Origin of the sequence: Roseovarius pelagicus (assembly GCF_025639885.1) — a bacterium.
Taxonomy (GTDB): domain Bacteria; phylum Pseudomonadota; class Alphaproteobacteria; order Rhodobacterales; family Rhodobacteraceae; genus Roseovarius; species Roseovarius pelagicus.
In genome coordinates this window covers 2,340,180-2,360,690 of record NZ_CP106738.1, presented here as the reverse complement: position 1 = coordinate 2,360,690, position 20,511 = coordinate 2,340,180, and the positions used below count along the sequence as shown (strand labels likewise).

General features: G+C 62.1%; 14 protein-coding genes. 7 read left to right on the top strand and 7 right to left on the bottom strand.

Annotation, left to right across the window (positions count from 1 at the left end; genetic code table 11):
* The first annotated feature begins 45 nt into the window (after nt 1–45).
* Together N7U68_RS12695 and pbpC are read left to right on the top strand one after the other, a co-directional pair.
* Nucleotides 46–5,460, top strand: a complete 5,415-nt coding sequence (locus tag N7U68_RS12695; protein WP_263047038.1) for an alpha-2-macroglobulin family protein — start codon at nt 46–48, stop codon at nt 5,458–5,460.
* 55 nt (nt 5,461–5,515) lie between these two features.
* On the top strand, nt 5,516–7,564 hold the full coding sequence (gene pbpC, locus N7U68_RS12690; protein ID WP_263047037.1) for a penicillin-binding protein 1C: 2,049 nt from the start codon (nt 5,516–5,518) through the stop codon (nt 7,562–7,564).
* 12 nt (nt 7,565–7,576) lie between these two features.
* Here the strand turns inward: pbpC and N7U68_RS12685 are convergent, their stop codons facing one another.
* From N7U68_RS12685 to rpe, 3 genes are all read right to left on the bottom strand, one after another.
* Nucleotides 7,577–8,752, bottom strand: a complete 1,176-nt coding sequence (locus N7U68_RS12685) for an acetyl-CoA C-acyltransferase family protein (RefSeq protein ID WP_263047036.1) — start codon at nt 8,750–8,752, stop codon at nt 7,577–7,579.
* A gap of 84 nt (nt 8,753–8,836) precedes the next feature.
* Nucleotides 8,837–9,550: a metallophosphoesterase gene (locus tag N7U68_RS12680; RefSeq protein ID WP_263047035.1), complete on the bottom strand. Its 714-nt coding sequence runs from the start codon at nt 9,548–9,550 to the stop codon at nt 8,837–8,839.
* A gap of 205 nt (nt 9,551–9,755) precedes the next feature.
* On the bottom strand, nt 9,756–10,451 hold the full coding sequence (gene rpe, locus N7U68_RS12675) for a ribulose-phosphate 3-epimerase (protein ID WP_263047034.1): 696 nt from the start codon (nt 10,449–10,451) through the stop codon (nt 9,756–9,758).
* 154 nt (nt 10,452–10,605) lie between these two features.
* Here rpe and N7U68_RS12670 point away from each other — a divergent pair, with 154 nt between their 5' ends.
* The 5 genes from N7U68_RS12670 to cueR all read left to right on the top strand — a co-directional run bounded on the left by N7U68_RS12670 (nt 10,606) and on the right by cueR (nt 16,149).
* A complete protein-coding gene (locus N7U68_RS12670) occupies nt 10,606–12,228 on the top strand; it encodes a long-chain-fatty-acid--CoA ligase (protein WP_308446139.1) in 1,623 nt (540 codons plus the stop codon).
* Nucleotides 12,228–12,659: a MaoC family dehydratase gene (locus N7U68_RS12665; protein WP_263047033.1), complete on the top strand. Its 432-nt coding sequence runs from the start codon at nt 12,228–12,230 to the stop codon at nt 12,657–12,659. The genes N7U68_RS12670 and N7U68_RS12665 overlap by 1 nt, the downstream gene beginning before the upstream one ends.
* Before the next feature lie 91 nt (nt 12,660–12,750).
* Complete coding sequence (locus tag N7U68_RS12660) at nt 12,751–13,164, top strand: PaaI family thioesterase (RefSeq protein WP_165194995.1); 414 nt, start codon at nt 12,751–12,753, stop codon at nt 13,162–13,164.
* A 160-nt stretch (nt 13,165–13,324) separates the two neighbouring features.
* Complete coding sequence (locus tag N7U68_RS12655) at nt 13,325–15,766, top strand: heavy metal translocating P-type ATPase (RefSeq protein ID WP_263047032.1); 2,442 nt, start codon at nt 13,325–13,327, stop codon at nt 15,764–15,766.
* Nucleotides 15,763–16,149, top strand: a complete 387-nt coding sequence (gene cueR, locus N7U68_RS12650) for a Cu(I)-responsive transcriptional regulator (RefSeq protein ID WP_263047031.1) — start codon at nt 15,763–15,765, stop codon at nt 16,147–16,149. Before N7U68_RS12655 ends, cueR begins: the two co-directional genes overlap by 4 nt.
* A gap of 14 nt (nt 16,150–16,163) precedes the next feature.
* Here cueR and N7U68_RS12645 read toward each other — a convergent pair whose 3' ends face one another.
* The 4 genes from N7U68_RS12645 to N7U68_RS12630 are packed head-to-tail and all read right to left on the bottom strand — an operon-like array spanning nt 16,164 to nt 20,503.
* A complete protein-coding gene (locus tag N7U68_RS12645; protein ID WP_263047030.1) occupies nt 16,164–17,495 on the bottom strand; it encodes an NAD(P)/FAD-dependent oxidoreductase in 1,332 nt (443 codons plus the stop codon).
* Entirely contained in the window at nt 17,492–18,223 is a 732-nt protein-coding gene (locus N7U68_RS12640) for an SDR family NAD(P)-dependent oxidoreductase (RefSeq protein WP_263047029.1), read from the bottom strand. Before N7U68_RS12640 ends, N7U68_RS12645 begins: the two co-directional genes overlap by 4 nt.
* Nucleotides 18,220–18,951 (bottom strand): SDR family NAD(P)-dependent oxidoreductase, encoded by a 732-nt coding sequence (locus tag N7U68_RS12635; protein WP_263047028.1) that lies wholly within the window; start codon nt 18,949–18,951, stop codon nt 18,220–18,222. Before N7U68_RS12635 ends, N7U68_RS12640 begins: the two co-directional genes overlap by 4 nt.
* Before the next feature lies 1 nt (nt 18,952).
* Nucleotides 18,953–20,503: a trimethylamine methyltransferase family protein gene (locus tag N7U68_RS12630; RefSeq protein WP_263047027.1), complete on the bottom strand. Its 1,551-nt coding sequence runs from the start codon at nt 20,501–20,503 to the stop codon at nt 18,953–18,955.
* Nucleotides 20,504–20,511: the final 8 nt, after the last annotated feature.

Here is a 20,511-nt window from a genome sequence, read left to right as displayed (position 1 = left end):
CAACTGCATGGCACCATGCCGCTGTCCATTTTCAGGAGGGTGCCCATGCTCCGCGCATTGTTTTCCGTAATCGCCTTGATCGTCTTTGCTGCCCAAGTGGCGGCGCAATCCGGATTTCCCGACCGACGCGCTGTCGTGACCAATGATATTGATTACTACGGCTCGGATTTGCAGGCAATTTTTGACACCAGCTATGTCACCTGCCGAAATGCCTGCCTGAACAATCCCGCGTGTCAGGCGTTCACTTTCAATTCCAAATCCAACGCCTGCTTCCCCAAGAGCGATGTCACCAAGGAAGTGGCCTATGAAGGCGCGTATTCCGCGCGTATTCTGCCCACCGATCAGGCAGTTATGGCCCAAGTGGACAGCCGCATCGCCGATCTGGAGTTCACTGGCAGCTACATGATCGAAAACGCCAATGATCTGGCGCGTCGCATCGGCGGCATGCACCCCGCCGGACAATGGTCGGCCGAGGCAATGCTCAAGGCGGCGCAGGATCGCCTGCAACAAAATGACTACCTCAACGCAATGCGCTGGACCGGGGCGGCCACATCCATCACCGATGCCGCCGATCAATGGACCGAATACGCCCGGCTGTCGCTACTGATTCAGAAAGACCAGAACAAGTATAAATATCAGGCGCTTCAGGCGTCCATCAATGGCTATCTGCGCGCCCGCAATGACGGCGCGCGCGTCAATGCGCTGATGGTGCTGGCCGACGCATTGGAAAAGGATCGCCGCGGGCGGGACATGGTTCAGGCCTTGCGTCTGGCCAGCGAAATTCAGCCGCGAGCGGATGTGACCGCCGCGCTGGATAGCGCCATCGCCAAATACGGCTTTCGCATCACCGAACACCGCGCCGATAACGAGGCAGCCGCACCACGCATCTGCGCCGAATTTTCCGAACCTCTGATCGAGGCCGGTACAGATTACACGCCCTTTGTGCAGCTTCCCGACGCCAATCTCGTGGTCCAGCCTGACGAACGTCAGATTTGCATCGACGGCGTCCAGCACGGGCAGCGTTACACCGTCACCTTCCGCAAGGGCCTGCCTGCGGCGAATGGCGAAAAGCTGATCAAGGATGTCGAACTGTCGCTGTATATCCGCGACCGCTCGCCCAATGTCAGCTTTCCAGGGCGCGCCTATGTGCTGCCCCGCGCCGTCGACGCGGCCCTGCCGATCGAGACCGTGAACCTCGACACGGTCAATCTGGTCCTGCGCCGCGTCAGTGACCGCAACCTGCTGCGCGCCATGCAGGACGATTATTTCGGCCGCCCGATCAGCGACTATCAGGCCAACACGTTCGAAGAGAACATCTCAGAGGAAGTCTGGACCGGCATCGGCGAGGTACAGAACACCCTCAACCAGAATATGACCACCCGCCTGCCACTGGGCGACGTGCTGGCCGACCAACCGCCGGGTATTTACACGCTGGGTGCGCGGATCGAAGGCGTTCCGCACTATGATGATCCCGGCGCGCTGCAATGGTTCGTCCTGACCGATCTGGGCCTCACCACGCTCAACGGCACCGACGGGCTGCATGTGTTTGCCCGCGGCCTGTCTGATGCGGACGCACTGGACGGGATCGAAATCACCCTGCTGTCGCGCGCTAACAGCGTACTGGGCACCGCCACCACCGATGCCCAAGGCCACGTACGCTTTGACCCCGGTCTGTCGCGCGGCACCGACGGCGCGGCACCGGCGCTGATCCTTGCCAAGGCCGGCGAACAGGACATGGCGTTCCTGTCGCTGACCGACCCGGCATTTGACCTGTCCGATCGTGGCGTCGAGGGACGCCCACCAGCCCCGCCGGTCGATGTGTTTCTTGCCACCGATCGCGGTGCCTATCGCGCGGGCGAGGTGATCCATGCCACGGCACTGGCCCGTGATGGCGTCGCCGAGGCCATCACCGGCCTGCCTTTGACCGCGATTCTGACCCGCCCCGACGGGGTGGAATACGCGCGCCACTTCTCTGCCGATGATGCGGCGGGCGGGCACGTCTTTGACATGCCTATCGCGGGCACCGCCCCGCGCGGCACATGGCAGTTGGAAATCAAGGCTGACGTTGACGCCCCCGCGCTGGCAACACAGTCACTGCTGGTCGAGGATTTCCTGCCCGAACGGATCGACTTTGACCTGACTCTGCCGGAGGGCCTGATGCAGGCCAGCGATCTGCCCGACTTGCAGGTTGCCGCCAAATACCTCTTTGGCGCACCCGGCGCGGGCCTGAAATCCGAGGGCGAATTGCTGTTGCGCCCCCGCCGCAGCGTCGACGAATTCCCCGGCTACGTCTTTGGCCGCTACGACGCGCAGGCCTCCAGCCGTGCGTCCTATATGGACAGCTATACCACTGACGCCGCAGGCAACCTGTCCGTGCCGCTGGAACTGCCCGAAATGGACGCCAACGATCGTCCGTTCGAGGCCACCATCGCCCTGCGCCTGCGCGAAGGCTCTGGCCGCCCGGTAGAGCGCCAGATTAAACGCATGGTCGCCCCCCAAGGGTCGATGATCGGCATCAAGCCAGAATTCGACGGCGTCGTGCCCGAAGGCGGCGAAGCACGCTTTAGCGTCATTGGCCTCGGATCTGATCTGAACCGCGAACCGATGCAGGTCAACTGGACTCTGAACCGCGTCAGCACCCGCTATCAATGGTATCAGCAATGGGGCAATTGGGAGTGGGAACCAGTTACGACCCGCAAGCGGGTTGCCTCTGGCAGCGGCGCATTGGGCGATACCCCGCTGACGATCTCCGGCGATGTGGAATGGGGCCGCTACGAGCTGGTCGTGGAACGCACCGATGGGGCTTATGTTGCCGCATCTGACGATTTCTACGCAGGCTGGTACGCCCCTGCCGATACCAGCCAGACGCCCGATACGCTGGAACTGTCACTTGATGCCGAGGGCTATCGCTCTGGCGATACCGCACAACTTCGGATCGTACCGCGTTATGCGGGCACCGCGCTGATCACCGTGATGTCCAATCGCGTGATCGACATGCAGGCGGTCGAAGTTGCCGAGGGCGAAAACACCATCCCTCTGACGGTCACGGATGACTGGGGCGCCGGTGCCTATGTCACGGCGCAGGTGATCCGCCCGATGGATGTGGCCGCCGGTCAGAACCCGGCGCGTGCGCTGGGCCTGAGCTATGCCAAGATTGATCCGGGTGCCAAATCTCTGAACGTCAGCATTGACGCCCCCGAGGCGATGACACCACGCGGATCAATGACCGCGACCGTTAATGTGGACGGACTGGCAGAGGGCAGCACTGGCTATGTGACCCTCGCTGCCGTGGATGTGGGCATTCTGAACCTTACCGGGTTCGACAGCCCCAACCCGTCCGAACACTACTTTGGCCAACGCCGCCTTGGCGTGGAAATTCGCGATATCTATGGCCGTCTCATCGACGGAATGAATGGCGCGCAGGGGCAGGTCCGTTCGGGCGGTGACGCAGGCAACGGGATGCAGATGCAATCGCCGCCCCCGACGGACGAGTTGGTGGCCTATTTCACCGGCCCGATAGCCGTGAATGCCGATGGCACCGCAGAGGCGCAGTTTGACATCCCCGATTTCAACGGCACCGTACGCCTAATGGCAATCGCGTGGTCAGGCAGCGCAGTCGGCGAGGCCGCAGCCGATGTGCTGGTGCGTGACCCGGTCGTTGTGACCGCGTCACTGCCCCGGTTCCTCGCTCCGGGCGACCAAAGCCGCCTGTTGCTGGAAATCGTACATGCCACCGGCCCCACAGGCCGCATGGGCCTTGATGTCAGTGCTCCGGGCGTCACGCTTGCGGGCAATATCCCGTCAGGTTTCGATCTGGACACCAACGCCAAGGCATCCTTCAGCCTGCCTATCACCGCTGGCGATGTTGGCGATTACGAGGTGCAGATCGCGCTGACCACACCCGATGGCAAGCAGTTGACCAAATCGCTGACCTTACCCGTACGGTCCAATGATCCGGCCGTATCTGAAACCCGCCGGTTCGAACTGGCGGCAGGCGATACGTTCACACTGGATGACGCTGTCTTTGCCGCGATGAAGCCCGGCAGCGGACAGGCGGTGATTTCCGCCGGACCGCTGGCGCGGCTCAATGCGCCCGCGCTCTTGCAGGCGCTTGACCGCTACCCCTATGGCTGTACCGAGCAGGTGACGTCGCGCGCCATGCCCCTGCTTTACTATAACCAAGTGGCAAAGGCGCTGAACCTCGGCAATGACGCGCAGATCGCCCTGCGCATCGAGCAGAGCATCGAACGTGTCCTGACCCGTCAGACCTCGGGTGGGGCGTTTGGCCTGTGGCGCGCGGAATCGGGTGACTTCTGGCTTGATTCCTACGTCGCCGACTTCCTCAGCCGCGCCCGCGCCGAAGGGCACGACGTCCCCGACCGCGCGTTCACGATGGCGATGGATAACCTGCGCAACCGGCTGAACTATGCACCCGACTTCGACAATGGTGGTCAGGATGTCGCCTATGCGCTGATGGTGTTGGCCCGCGAAGGTGCCGCCCGCATGGGTGACCTGCGCTACTACGCCGACGTCAAGGCAGGCGATTTCGCCACGCCGCTGGCACTGGCACAGCTGGGTGCGGCACTCGCGTCATACGGAGATCAAACCCGCGCCGACCGGATGTTCCGCGCGGCGGTCGACCGCATGTCGAAGACCGCCACGGACGAAGGCCAGCTCTGGCGCGCCGATTACGGCACGCAATACCGTGATCGGGCCGGCGTTCTGGCGCTGATCGTCGAGGCGGGCAGTCAGGCCGCCGATACCACCCAACTGGCCAGCGAACTGGGCCGCACCGGTCCGCATATGTCCACGCAGGAACAGGCATGGACCCTGCTGGCGGCGCGCGCGCTGATCGACGATCCGTCCGCGAACGGACTGACCCTGAACGGCGAGGCCGTTGCCGGTCCTTTCGTGCGCATGGTCGAGGCCGAAACGCTGACACCTCAGGCGATCCGCAACACCGGTGGTACAGCGACCGACATCACGCTGACCACCCTCGGCGTGCCGCAGATACCTGAGGCAGCTGGCGGATACGGCTACCGGATCGAACGCAGCTACTACGATCTGGACGGCAACGCGGCAACGCTGGACAATGTCAGCAGCGGCGCGCGTCTGGTCGCAGTGATCAAGGTGCTGCCCGCCGGCAAGGGCGAGGCCCGGTTGATCATCAACGATCCGCTGCCCGCAGGGCTGGAGATCGACAACCCGAACCTGCTGCGCTCGGGCGATGTGCGCTCGCTTGATTGGCTAAAAACCGCCAATGCCGAGCATTCCGAGTTCCGCTCGGACCGCTTTATTGCCGCTGTCGACTGGCGCAGTAATGATCCGCTCACACTGGCCTACATCGTACGCGCCATATCACCGGGCAGCTACCATCACCCGGCGGCAACGGTCGAGGATATGTATCGCCCCCGATACCGGGCCCATACCGACACCGGCGCAATGACTGTCGCCGAATAACCTCCAGAGGCCCGTCCCTTCGCGACGGGCCTCGCTCTTGTCAAAGGCGGATCGCATGGTGCGGCTTGACCGTCTCCTTTTGGTTCTGGCACTGATGCTGACGGTCACGGGCTACGCTCGTGATCGCCTCGACCTATGGGTTGATGCTACTCGGCTGCCACCGCTCCTTAGCGAAACATCAACCGAAATACGCGACCGCGAGGACCGTCTGCTGCGCGTCTACACCGTCGCCGACGGACGCTGGCGGCTGGCCGTTACGTTGGGGCAGGTCGACCCGAACTTCATCGACATGCTGATCGGGTATGAGGATAAACGCTTTGCCACCCATGCCGGGATAGACCCGCACGCCATGCTCCGCGCCGCGTGGCAAGCCACATGGAATGGCGAAATCATATCCGGCGGCTCGACCCTGACCATGCAGGTCGCCCGTCTGCTTGAGGACAGCGGCACAGGACAATGGACCGGCAAATTGCGCCAGATGCGCGTCGCCCTCGCACTGGAACGACAACTGACCAAGGATCAGATCCTCACCCTCTACCTGACCCACGCCCCCTATGGCGGCAACCTCGAGGGCATCCGCGCCGCCACGCTGGCGTGGTTCGGCAAGGAACCGAACCGCCTGACCCCCGCCGAGGCGGCGCTGCTGGTCGCCCTGCCGCAATCGCCCGAGGCCCGCCGCCCCGACCGCGCCCACGCTGCAGCATGGGCCGCACGCGACCGCGTGCTGGACCGGCTCGTTCTCGCTGGCAGACTGACGACCGAGGCCGCCGAGGCCGCGCTGACAGAACCCGTCCCAACCACGCGCCGCGCCTTCCCTGCCATCGCGCCACATATGGCCGACCGGGCACGCAACGCGGCACCGGGGCAAACCCGTCATCACCTGACGCTGGATGCCCTGCTCCAGACCAAGCTGGAAACACTGGCTGCCAAGGCCCTGCGCGGCCTGCCCCGCAACCTGTCCGTCGCGATTGTGCTGGCCGATCACCGCAACGGAGAAATCCTCGCCTCTGTCGGGTCTGCCGGATTGACCGGCGCAGATGCGCGGCAGGGTTTCATTGACATGACGCAGGCTCTGCGCTCGCCCGGATCAACGCTCAAACCGCTGGTTTACGGCATGGCTTTTGACCGTGGGTTGGCACATCCGCAAACCCTGATTGATGACCGCCCGGTTGCCTTTGGCCGCTACGCACCGCAGAATTTTGATGGCCAGTTCCGGGGTGAACTGACGGTGACAGAGGCACTGCGCCAATCGCTGAACATTCCCGTGATCCTGCTGATGAACGAAATCGGCCCGGCGCATCTGATGGACGCCCTGCGTCGCACTGGCGCGCAGACTGCCATGTCCGGCGACCGCGCCGGACTGGCCGTGGCATTGGGGGGCGTCGGGATCAGCCTGACGGATCTGGTGCAGGTCTATGCCGCCATCGCTCAGGGCGGTCAGGCGACCCCGCTCTATTGGCGCGATCCGGCACCGACAGGGGCACGCCAACGTATCCTCAGCCGCTCTGCTGCATGGCAGGTTGGTGATATCCTCGCGGGCCTCTCGCCGCCACCAAACGCCCCGCGCCGCACACTCGCGTACAAGACCGGCACCTCCTACGGGCACCGCGATGCCTGGGCCATCGGCTATGACCGCGCGCATGTGGCCGGTGTCTGGATCGGACGACCGGATGGGACACCCGTTCCCGGCGCCTTTGGCGGTGATCTGGCAGCGCCGGTGCTGTTCGAAGCCTTCCAGCGGCTAAAAGAAACACGCGACCCCCTGCCCGCGCCACCACCCGAAACACTGATCTTGTCCACCGCTGAACTGCCACAACCCCTGCGCCGCTTCACCCCACGCGATGCGGTCTTTACCGCCGCACCGGACGCACCAAAGCTGATCTTTCCCCCCGACGGCGCACGGCTCGCGTCCAGCGAATATGGGCTACCGGTCAAGGTTCGCGACGGCAAACCACCCTTTACATGGATGGCCAACGGCACACCCCTGCTGACTGGCGTGCACACCCGTCAGGCCCAGCTGATGGGACTCAGCACAGGGTTCTCTCAACTATCGGTGATCGACGCCAGCGGTCGCGCCTCAAGGGTCACGATCCGGCTGGATTAGAGTCTGCTGTTATCAGGCCCGCTCGATTGCCAGCGCGATACCCTGACCACCGCCGATACACATGGTAATCAGCGCCTTTGATCCCCCGGTGCGTTCCAGCTCGTACATCGCCTTGATCGTCAGGATGGCACCTGTTGCGCCGACCGGGTGACCCAGCGCAATCGCGCCGCCATTGGGATTGACCTTAGCCGGGTCCAGCCCCAGCCCCTTGTTCACCGCCAGCGCCTGCGCCGCGAATGCCTCGTTCGACTCGATCACGTCAAAATCATCCGCGCTCAAGCCTGTCCGCGCCAACAATGCCTCGACCGCAGGGACCGGACCGATGCCCATCACCTCGGGGCGCACGCCCGCATGGGCATAGCCCAATACCCGCGCGCGCGGTTTCAGACCTGCCTTTTGCGCGGCATCGCCACGCGCCATAACAATCGCCGCCGCACCATCATTGATGCCCGACGCATTGCCGGCCGTCACGGTGCCGTCTTTCTGGAACGCCGTGCGCAGCCCGGCCAGCGCCTCTGCCGTCGTCGCCTTGGGATGCTCGTCTGTATCAAACGCCACCATATCCCGGCGCACTTTCACGTCGATGGGCGCGATCTGATCCTTGAAATACCCGGCCTTGATCGCCGCCGCCGCGCGGTTCTGGCTCTCCAGCGCAAAGGCATCTTGCGCCTCGCGGCTGATTTCATGCTCTGCCGCGACATTCTCGGCCGTGATCCCCATATGTCCGGTCCCGAACGGACAGTTCAGTGCGCCCAACATCATGTCGAGCGTCCGAATATCGCCCATCTTGGCGCCCCAACGCTGATCGGGGTTGATAAAGGGCGAACGCGTCATGCTCTCGGCTCCGCCGGTCAGCGCATAATCGCAATCTCCCAGCATCAGCGATTGAATGCCCGACACAATGGCCTGCGCACCCGATCCGCACAAACGATTCACGTTCATCGCGGGCGTGCTCGCGGGGATACCCGCATCCATCGCGGCAACACGGCTCAGATACATGTCGCGCGGCTCAGTGTTGATCACGTGGCCAAAGACCACATGCCCGATCTGGCCCCCCTCGACCCCGGACCGTTCCAGCGCCGCACGCGCAACATGCGCACCTAATTCGGTTGGTTTTACACCGGCCAACGATCCGCCGAAGGTGCCGATGGCTGTCCGCGCGCCGCCCAGAATTACAATATCCGTCATGTCACGATCCCCTTGATTTGCTTTGTCGAACGTTATCGCGGATCACGGACCGCTGGCAAACATGACTTTCCGTCACAACGCGGATCACGGACGCAGCGGAACGCGCCCCGTTTCGGTCAATAACCAGCAATCATCCCCATCAAACACCGCCGGGTAAAGCGGCCTGCCCCAGCCCGCGCCGCCATCCAGATTGACGCGGTTGCCATGATGGCTGGGATAGTCCTGCGCCGTATGTCCATGCACCACCAGCCACGGCCATCGCCCCGTATAGCTGAGAAAGGGCTCGCGGATCCAGATCATGTCCTTTTCGCTCTGCCACTCCAGCGGTGCCTGCGGCAGGATTCCGGCATGGACGAACAACTTGTCATCTTGCAGGTGGTAATACGGCAACCCCTTCAGATAGCGCACATGCGCGTCTGGAACCGCCGCGCAAGCCGCCTGCCAGTTCGGCGCATCCTCGCTGCTGTCGACACCATAGGATGCCAGCGTTTGCGCCCCGCCTAGCCGCTCATTCAGCCAGCTGCGCCCCGATATAATATTGGCCGAATGTATCTGTCCGCGCTCGAGAAAATCCACAAACAGTTGATCGTGGTTTCCGCGCAGCACGGTCCAGTCGCGCCCGGCGGCCTGTCCCCGCATCAGCGTGTCGATCACGCCCCGGCTGTCTGGCCCACGGTCCACCAGATCACCCAACACGACCAGCGGCGCGTCGGCACCTCCATCCGCCTCGATCCGCGCCAGCGCGGTGTCGAGCATAGCCTTTTGCCCGTGAATATCGGGAATCACATAAATCACCATACCCCCCCAATATACTGATACGCGCCCGCGCGTCAGCCTTCGTCACACGCCGCGCACGGCCCCATTTTTCACGTACCAGAATCGGCGAGGCAACCGCGAAAAATCGGCTCGATTCTGGCCTTGCTGCCTATCTCGATTCTGGCCTTGCTGCCTATGTTGTGCTTTCTCGCCGTCGTAGTCGGCGCGCGTCAAAAGGGCTGATTGCTCAGCGGGCGCGCGCGGCCTCGGCAACATCCCGGATCGCCCGGATGTTCTGGCCATAGGGTGCCGGATTGCTGACACTGCCACCCGTAAACACAGCCGATCCCGCCACCAGCACATCCGCCCCCGCCGCCGCCATCAGTGGCGCGGTTTCGGTCGTGATGCCGCCGTCGATCTCGATATGAATAGGCCGGTCGCCGATCATCTCGCGTAGGGTCTTAACCTTGTCGACCTGACTGTGAATGAACTTCTGTCCGCCAAAACCGGGATTAACCGTCATCACGCAGATCAGATCAACCATATCCAACAGATGCGCGACATCACCGACCCCCGTACCGGGGTTCAGCGCCAGACCGGCCTTGCACCCGGCACCGCGAATGGCCTGCAACGTGCGGTGGATATGTGGCCCGGCCTCCAGATGCGCCGTCAGAACATCCGCGCCTGCATCGGCAAAGGCATCGATATAGGGATCGACCGGCGCGATCATCAGATGCACATCCATCACCGTCTTGATGTGTTTGCGGATCGCCTTGACCAGCGGCGGGCCAAAGGTGAGGTTCGGTACGAAATGCCCGTCCATCACATCCACATGCACCCAGTCACAGCCCTCGGCCTCGATCGCCTCGATCTCCTGGCCGAAATTGGCAAAATCCGCCGAAAGGATCGACGGAGCAATTTTGATGGAACGGTCCAAGGACATCTGCTTTCTCCTGCATGAGGGATTGCCTGCTACTTGCGGGTCTGGCGGTTCAACGTCAAGGGCCGGGTGCGGGAATTGATCACCAAACCGCTTTGTGCCACCGTGCGCGCGAACACGTAATCGCGAAAGGTGTCGGCAGATGAAGGGGATGATGATGCACCGGCCCCTGCGGATTATCGACATCCTGACCCATGCGGCAGAGGTCACACCACATGAGGGCATCGTATCCGCGACCCCGGACGGCATTCATCGATATACCTACCCCGACGCACTGGCCCGTGCGGCACAACTCGCCCATGCCCTGACTGCCCACGGCATACGCCAAGGCGACAGGATCGCGACCCTCGCATGGAACTCCCACCGCCACTTTGAACTATACTTCGCCATCTCCGGCATGGGCGCTGTCTGTCACACCATCAACCCGCGCCTCTCAGACGACCAACTGATCTATATCTTCAACCACGCGAGCGACCGGATACTGTTTCTCGAACCGGATTTTATCCCGCTGATTGACCGGCTGAGGGATCGTCTGCCCGCCGACTTGGCCTTCGTTACGCTCACGGAGAATGCGATTCAGGCCGAAACAGAGACTGTCTTTGCTTCATACGAACAGTTTCTCGCTGACCAGCCTACAGCCTATGATTGGCCCAATCTGCCCGAAGATACTGCCGCCGCGTTGTGCTATACATCCGGCACCACCGGCGATCCCAAGGGCGCGCTGTTCACCCACCGATCCACTGTTTTACATACGATGATGGTGCCACTCAGCCAGACCAGCAGCTTTCGCGCGGGCTATCGTGCCATGCCGGTCGTCCCGCTGTTTCACGCCAACGCATGGGGCCTGCCCTATGCCGCGCCGCTAATGGGTATGACGCTGGTCATGCCCGGTTCCGCGCTGGACGGGACCAGCCTGTGGTCCCTGATGGAGGCAGAGCAGGTTTATTCAGCATGGGGCGTCCCCACTGTCTGGGCCGGACTGCTGGCCGAGATTGAAAACCGCGGCCGCCCGCCTGCTGGGTTCCTTGATCTGGTTGTCGGCGGCTCTGCCATGCCCAATTCGCTGGCGCTGGCCTATGAGGAACGTGGCATACAGGTCAGCCGCTGCTGGGGCATGACCGAGATGAGCCCGGTCGGCGCACGCGGCACCCCCGGACCGGACATCGCCACGCTGGACACCGCCACCCGGATGGCGGCCCAGACCAACGCCGGACAGCGGTGCTTTGGCGTCGACTTCAAACTGGTCGGCGACAACGGTGCGCTGATCCCCCACGACGGGCACGGCACTGGCGAGTTGCACGTGCGCGGCAACAGCATCATTTCCGGCTACTTCGATAATACTGCCGCCAGCGCAGCCGCCATCGACGCCGATGGCTGGTTCGCCACCGGAGATATTGCCACTGTAGATTCCCAAGGGCGGCTAACCGTACACGACCGGGCCAAGGATCTGGTAAAATCCGGCGGCGAATGGATCAGCTCAATCGACCTCGAGAATGTCGCAACAGCCCACCCCGGTATCACCTGCTGCGCAGTGATCGCCATGCCGCACCCAAAATGGGACGAGCGGCCCATTCTCGTCGCCGTAGCCAGATCAGAGCCGCCGCCTGACCTGTCCTCTTTGCACGATCACATGGCCGCGCATTTCGCCGAATGGCAATTGCCGGATGACGTGATCTACGTCGATGCCCTGCCGCTCACTGCGACTGGCAAAGTGTCCAAGCTGACCCTGAGGCAACAATTTGCGGACTATGTTCTGCCCGATCTGCGCAGGGCACAGTAATGACCGATACCGAGACGTTTTCGCGCTGGTTCAAGGTTGATCAGAGCCGCATTGATGCCTTTGCCGATGTCACCGAAGATTGGCAATTCATCCATACCGATCCCGTTCAGGCGGCACAGACGCCCTTTGGCGGCACCGTCGCGCACGGATTTCTCAGTCTTTCCTTGTTGTCCGCGATGTATTGCGATGCTCTGCCGTTGCCGGCAGATGTGACCCGCAGCGTGAATTATGGTTTTGACAAGCTTCGCTTTCTGTCTCCGGTTCATGCAGGCGCGCAGGTGCGCGGCGCGTTCCGGCTGCTCCGGTCTGACGATACGATTCCGGGACAGGTGTCGAACACATGGTCCGTTCGGGTCGAGATTGAAGGCGGCGAAAAGCCCGCACTGATCGCCCGGTGGCTGACCCGCTATTATACCGAGAACAGCGCCTGAACATGGGAAATTAGGCTCTGGCACGCGGTCTGACCGCACGACCCGACACAATTCAGCCCGGTAGGGCCAAGCAGAACAAGAGGCAATCGACATGACAGACGCGTTGGACCCGAAACTGATTGAACCGAATTATCCGCTTCAGACGCATCTGGGCATGCGGATGACTGCGTGGCGGCAGGACTATGCCCGGATCGAGATCCCGATCGCCGATACGTTGATGAACAGGCAGGGCCTGCCTCATGGCGGTATTCACGCGACGCTGCTGGACAGCGCGATGGGATATGCCGGATGTTATACTGGCGATCCGGATCGTAAACAGATGGCACTGACCCTGTCGTTGACGGTGAATTATCTGGCACAGGCTGCCGGCGAAGTACTGATCGCCGAAGGCTGGCGCACCGGCGGCGGGCGCAAGACTTATTTTGCCGAAGGTCGCGTGACCGATCACACGGGTACAGTCATCGCCACGGCCACCGGGGTTTTCCGTTACCGCAACAGCGGGTAGGCCGGGCTTCAGCCAGGCACACGCCGGACCAACCACCGATACGATACCGATGTGATACCGACGTTATACCGATGTCGCATTTCCCTTACGCTACCCCTTGACCTTCCAGTTACTGGAAGCCTTATCTCTGCCATCGAAGGAGTGGCAGATGAACACCACAATGACTATCCAAATCGATGGAATGTCCTGCGCCGGATGCGTCGGCCGGGTCGAGAATGCGCTGAAGACACTGCCCGGGATTGATCTGGCGACAGTCAACTTCGCCACCCGCTCCGCAAGGATTAAACTAGGCACAGCGTCCCCGTCTGAGGTGTCGAACGCGTTGGCGCAGGCCGGGTATCCTGCCCAGCAATCGCAGGCAGAACTGGACGTGACCGGTCTCACTTGCGCGTCCTGCGTCGGACGAGCCGAGGCCGCGTTGCACGCCGCGCCGGGCGTTCTGAACGCTCGTGTAAATCTGGCAACGCGCCGGGCACAGGTCACCTATCTGGCCGGCGCGACCAGCCCAGATGATCTGGCGCGTACTCTGACCGAAGCAGGTTATGCATCAGAGCCGATTTCAGGTGAAACAGAGTCTGATTCAGATCGAAATCAAGACGAAATCACGCAATCAAGGCGTGCCGCGATCATCGCGGCTGTGCTGACATTGCCGGTGTTTCTGATCGAGATGGGCGGCCACCTGATTCCGTCGTTGCATGACGTCATTCATCACAGCATCGGAATGACCACGTCTTGGGCGCTACAGTTCGTTCTGATCACCCTCGTCCTGTTGTGGCCCGGCCGCGTATTTTACCAAAAGGGGCTGCCCGCCCTGTTGCGCGGCGCACCCGAGATGAACAGCCTCGTCGCACTCGGCACTCTTGCCGCGTGGGGCTACAGTAGTGTCGCACTCTTTGCGCCGGGCGTGCTCCCCGCGGGTGCCACGGCCGTTTACTTCGAGGCTGCGGGCGTCATCGTCACGCTCGTTCTGGTCGGCCGCTGGATGGAGGCCCGCGCACGCGGCCAAACCGGCGCCGCGATCCAGCACCTGATCGGTCTTCAGCCCGATACCGTCCGCGTTCTGCGCGATGGTAAACCAGAGTCTATTCCATTGAAATCGGTGCAGGTCGGGGACGTGATCGAGACGCGCCCCGGCGAGCGGATTGCCGTCGACGGCGAGGTGATAGAAGGCACCAGCCACATTGATGAAAGTATGATCACCGGCGAACCGATGCCCGTCGCCAAAGGCCCCGGACAACCTGTAATCGGTGGCACGACGAACACCTCTGGCGTGCTGCGCATTCGCGCAGCGGCCGTCGGACAAGCAACTATGCTGGCGCGCATTGTCGAGATGGTGCAGGAGGCCCAAGGTGCCCGTTTGCCGATACAGGCCGTGGCCGACCGAGTGGTGGGCATCTTTGTTCCCGTCGTTATGGTCATCGCGGCGATCACGGTTCTGATATGGCTTCTGTTTGGTCCTCAACCCACGCTTAGCCATGCGCTGGTTGCGGGTGTCGCGGTTCTGATCATCGCGTGCCCCTGCGCAATGGGTCTGGCAACGCCGACATCCATCATGGTCGGGACAGGGCGAGCAGCAGAACTGGGTGTGCTGTTTCGCCGGGGCGAGGCGCTGGAGCGTCTGGCAGGCGCCTCTGTCGTCGCCTTTGACAAGACCGGAACACTGACCGAAGGCCAGCCGCGCGTCGTGGATGTAACACTGGCTACTGGCATAGATCGCAATGAGGTGTTGCGCCTCGCGGCAGCAGTCGAGGCGCAATCAGAACATCCGCTGGCCCGCGCCATAGAATCGGCAGCAGAGGGACTGACCGTACCGCGCGCGATTCATGTTCAGGCACATGCCGGGCATGGGATCACCGCAGATGTTGACGGGCACGCGATGATCATCGGCAATCGAAAGATGATAGCGGATCACGGTATCGACATTACAGAACTGGATACTCCGGCATCAGGAATGGCATCAAAAGGTCAAACGCTGGTCTTCGTTTCGATTGATGGCAAAATAGCCGCCGTTATCGGCGTGTCTGATACGGTAAAGCCCACCAGCGCCCGCGCAATCGCCGCATTGCATCAGGCCGGGCTGCACACCGTTATGATCACCGGCGACAGCGCCGCTGCCGCCAATGTCATCGCCCAGGATCTGGGCATCGACGACGTGATCGCCGAGGTCCTGCCAGAGGGCAAGCGTGACGCGATACGTGCGTTACGTGCGGACCATGGCCCGGTCGCCTTTGTCGGGGACGGAATAAATGATGCGCCCGCGCTGGCAGAGGCTGATATCGGCATCGCGGTCGGCACCGGCACTGATATCGCCATTGAGGCCGCTGATGTGGTGCTGATCTCGGGCGATTTGGGTGGGGCGGTCACCGCGCGACATGTCTCGGAACGAACGATGCTCAATATCCGGCAGAACCTGTTCTGGGCGTTTGCCTATAATGCGGCATTGATCCCCGTCGCGGCCGGGGTCCTCTATCCGATCTCGGGGCTATTGCTATCACCGATGTTGGCGGCGGGGGCGATGGCCATGTCTTCAGTCTTTGTGGTCAGCAACGCACTGCGCCTGCGTGGGTTAAAGGCCCCGCTGCGCGATGGAGAAGCGCCATGAACATAGGAGACGCAGCCCGGCGTTCTGGATTGCCGCCAAAAACCATTCGCTACTACGAGGAAATCGGTCTGATCCAACCGGCAAGGAGCCAAAGCGGCTACCGCGATTTTTCCGAGGCCGACGCGCACAAGCTGACGTTTTTGGGCCGCGCCCGTGCACTGGGATTCTCGATAGAGGATTGCCGCACATTGCTGGGCCTCTACGAAGATGAAAGCCGATCGTCGAGTGACGTTAAGCAACTAGCGCGCGATCATCTGGTTCAGATTGAGGACAAGATTGCCGCCCTTCAGTCCATGCAGGCCACCCTGTCGCATCTGGTTGACGCCTGTGCAGGCGATGATCGTCCCGATTGTCCTATTCTTCGGGATCTGGCAGAGGGCTGAAACACCGGCATACCCTAGAACTCTTTTCCGGCCTTGTGTTCGCCCCACAACATCGTTGCATTCGCCCCGAGGTAGGTCAGCGGCCCCGGCGGCAAGCGGCGCGGCGCGGGTTGCGCCATGACGTCGTGCAACAGCGGCGTATGATGACCCGAGGCCAGATCCGCCGTCAACATCCCGTGCAACGTGCCCTTGGCAGTGCCCAGCCCGTTCTGACAGCAAGCCGAAAACAGCCCTTCATCCACTTCGCCCAGCGCCGGCACGTTGTTCCAGCTTAGGCACAACCGACCACCCCAGCGATATTGCATCGACACATCCCCCAGCATCGGAAATCGCGCGACAAAGGCCCGGTCGTGATCACGCCCCACCCGCGCGATACGTCTGCCCGACACTTCCATGGACGGATCCATCGTAAACCGGTTGCGAATGATGATCCGATCGCCGCCAGTCCCAGAAATACGCCGCACCGTGGTGCCCAGCGGATGCGCAGGCGTGATGCCCCAGCGCAGATCTCCTCCCAGCGTCGCGCATTCCTCTGACGTCAACGCGCGGGTCATCGAGGCGTAGGTAAAGACATGCAGCAATTGCTGCGCAAAATGCCCGAAACTGTTCACATGTCCGTTAACCGCCAGTATTGCGCGCGGCGCACTGATGGATCCACCCGGCGTCGTCGCCAGCCATGCACCGTCGCGCGACAGGCTGATCACCGGACTGCTCTCGAAAATTCGAACCCCCGATAAGCGCAAGCCATCCGCGACCCCGCGAACGAACATCGCCGGATGGATCATTACCGTTCCGGGGGTCAACAGACCGCTGCAATAGTAGCTCGAGCCGGTCATCTCCTGCATCTGGGACGCATCAAGCATCTCATGCGCCTCGTTCATCGCAGTCAGATGTGCCGCGTAATCCAGATTGTTCTGATGCCCCGCGTCAGAGGCCGCCCCATTCACCTTGCCCGTAGGCGCAAATGCCTCATCCCCCAGCGCGTATTCCGTTGCCATCTCTGCGGCAAAATTGATGCCCGCACGGTTGGCGCGGGTCTGGGCCGCGTCCCGCTCCAACGCACCGCCATAATCCTCGGATGCCAGATCGTGCGGCAGGTCGATCATAAACCCAGAGTTGCGCCCAGCAGGGCCAGCACCAACGCGGCTGGCCTCCAGCATCACGATCCGGTCGCCGGGATGCAACTGTGCCAGCCGCCGCGCGGCCGCCAATCCCGCAAAACCAGCCCCGATCACCAGCCAATCGGCGGTGATGGCGTCCTCCAACACCTCGGCAGAGGCAGCGATCGGTAAGAGCGCATTCCAGCCGGACACACCGGGATCACGCGGCAGCCTGGTTACCTTCATGGCAGGCTCAACTGCGCGGTACGTCCACCGTCGATAGTGTAAACCTGCCCGGTGACGAAACTGGCCGCATCCGAGGCCAACCAGCAGATCAGTTGCGCCACCTCGTCGGGCGCACCCGTACGGCGCATCGGATGAATGCCGCCAATCTGACGGCGAAACCCGACGGGATCGGGCTGGCTGCCGATGAAATCATCATTCAGTTCGGTATCAATCCAGCCCGGCGCAACCGCGTTGCAGCGCACCCCGTCAGGGCCGTGATCGACTGCCACGGCGCGAGTGAGGCCATGCAGCCCGGCCTTGGACGCACCATAGGCCGGGTGGCGTGGATTTGATCCCAACCCTTCGATTGAACCAACATTGACGATCGCGCCTTTGGACGCCCGCAGCAGCGGCATCGCGTGTCGGATAAATAGAAACGGCGCGGTCAGGTTCACCTGTAACTGTAGATGCCAGTCATCTAGCGAGGTTTCCTCTACCGTACCTTCGCGCATAGCGCCGGCGTTGTTGATCAGAATGTCCAGCCGCCCGGCTGCGTCGCTGATTGCCTTCACCACCTTCTCAGGCGCGTCAGGATCGACAAAGTCAGCTGAAACAGTCTCGAACTCTGATGTGCCGCGCTGTGCGGCAAAGACCCGCGCACCGCCCTTCGCCAGCAAACGCGCCGTGGCCAGACCCATGCCGCTGGACGCGCCTGTAACCAGCGCCACTTTTCCCGCAAAGACGCTCATACAACCGGTTTCCCGCCATTCACCGGCACCAAGGCCCCGCACATGTAGCGCGCCGCGTCGGACGCAAGGAAGAGGATCACATCGGCAATATCGTCAGGCTCTGCAATTCGGCCCAGGGGTACGGAGGCATTTAACGTTGCGATGGCCTGATCCGGATCCAGCCCGCGAACGGCAAAGCCGGTGCGCAGCATCGAGGTATTCACCTCATTCGGGCAGACCGCGTTCACGCGGATACCCTGATGCGCGTGGTCGCGACCCAGACATTCTGTCAGCGACGCAATCGCCGCCTTGGACATCACATACAGGGGATGGTTCGGACCCGGCTGTAACCCCCAACAAGAGGCGGTATTGACGATCGCCCCGCCCCCCGCCGCCGCCATTATCGGGATCGCCGCGCGAGCGATACGAAACGGTGCCTCGACATTCACCCCCATCGTTAGCGCATAATCCGCGTCGCTGGCAGTGGTGATATCGCCGCGCGTGATCACGCCGGCATTGTTGCACAATATGTCGACCCCACACAGCGCATCGGCCACACGACCCGGCAGCGCATCGCAAAACGCACCATCCAGCAAATCGCCATCGAAATGCGCCTCGGCCTCTATGCCGCCGGTATCACGATCCGTCACTGCGACACGCGCCCCTTCGGCGCGTAATCCGCGCACGATCGCCTGCCCGATCCCTCCCGCGGCACCTGTGACCAAGGCCGTCTTGCCCTCAAACCGCATGTCACAAATCCTGATTCAGCGCATCAGCCGCCGGGATTTCGCGTTCGCGCCGGGCTATGTAGTCGCGCAGCGCCTCATCCACGCCTGCGTCCAGCTTTGGCTCTTGATACGCATTCAGCAGATCACGGGTATAGTTGATCGCCCGCTCGGTTACCTCGACGCTGCCTTCGGCCTGCCATTGCTCGATCGAGTTGTTGTCAAAGAGGTCAGGCATGAAGAACGCCCGCTGGAAATTTTCCAGCGTATGCGCGTGGCCCAGATAATGCCCGCCGGGTCCAATATCGGCAACGGCAGCCAATGCCTCGTCGAAATCATCCCAGCGGATGCCCTCGGCCATCCGATACGCCATCGCGCATTGCTCTGCATCCACCACGAATTTGGCCATGGAACAATGCATGCCCGCCTCGTTCCAGCCAGCCGCGTGCCACATGTAGTTAGTGCCTGCCATTTGTAGCGCCATCAGCGTCGTTGCGCTCTCGTATCCGGCTTGTGCATCGAATGTTTTAGCCCCGCCCAGCGATGTCGAGGACCGCCAAGGAACACCGTAGAATCGCGCCATCTGGCCGATCATCAGATTCATCAGGCTGATTTCCGGTGTCCCCGCCATCGGCGCACCGGACTTCATGCTGACCGTGCTCAGATAGTGGCCATAGATCGCCGGACAGCCCTTGCGAACCACTTGGGTATAGGCCAGCGCGCTCAGCGCCTCTGCGTTCAGCTGTGCCACTGTAGGCGCGACGGATGCGGGTGTGTTCGCCCCGCCCAGCACAAAGGGCGAGCACAACACCGGCTGGTTGCGTTTGCAGAACGCACGCATCGCGCCCAGCATGGTTTCGTCCCAGACCAGAGGCGAGTTACCGTTGCAGTTTCCGGTGCAGACCGGGTGCGTTTCCAGATAGTCCTCGCCAAAGAGGATCGCGCACATCTCCATCACGTCTTCGGCATTCTTGGGCGACGTCGTCATGCCCATGAACGTCTTGTCCGAGTGTTTCATGCTTGAATAGGTGATGCGCAGATGGCGTTGGCTGATCGGGTGATCATAGGGCTCTACGATATGATGCGCCGAACTGTGCATCGCGGGCAGCATATGCGCCAGCTTATGAAAATTGCTGAGGTCCACCATCATCGGGTTGCGCCGGACATTGTCCAGATCACGCAGAAACGGCGCGCCGGTCATTGGCACGAATATCGCGTGATCGCGGCCGAAGGGCAGATTGTTGGCCGGATTTCGGGCGTGATAGGTGAATGTTTCGGGGATCGTCGAGATCAATTCACGCACAAGGCCGCGGTCAAGATAGACCCGATCACCTACCACCTTTGCCCCCGCGCGCCGCCAGTCATCCAGCGCGATGTCATCGCGAAACACGACGCCGACATTCTCAAGGATATCCATCGACGCCGCATCAATCCGTGCGATTTGATCCCCATCCATCGGCTCGGTCAGCGGCAGACCACGCTTTAGCGCCGGCAGCATGGTAAAATCGCGGGTCTGACGGATCGCCTTGCGTGCGCCACGTCCCCGGCGGGCGCGCTTTTCGATAACCGCGCTCATCGATGCGT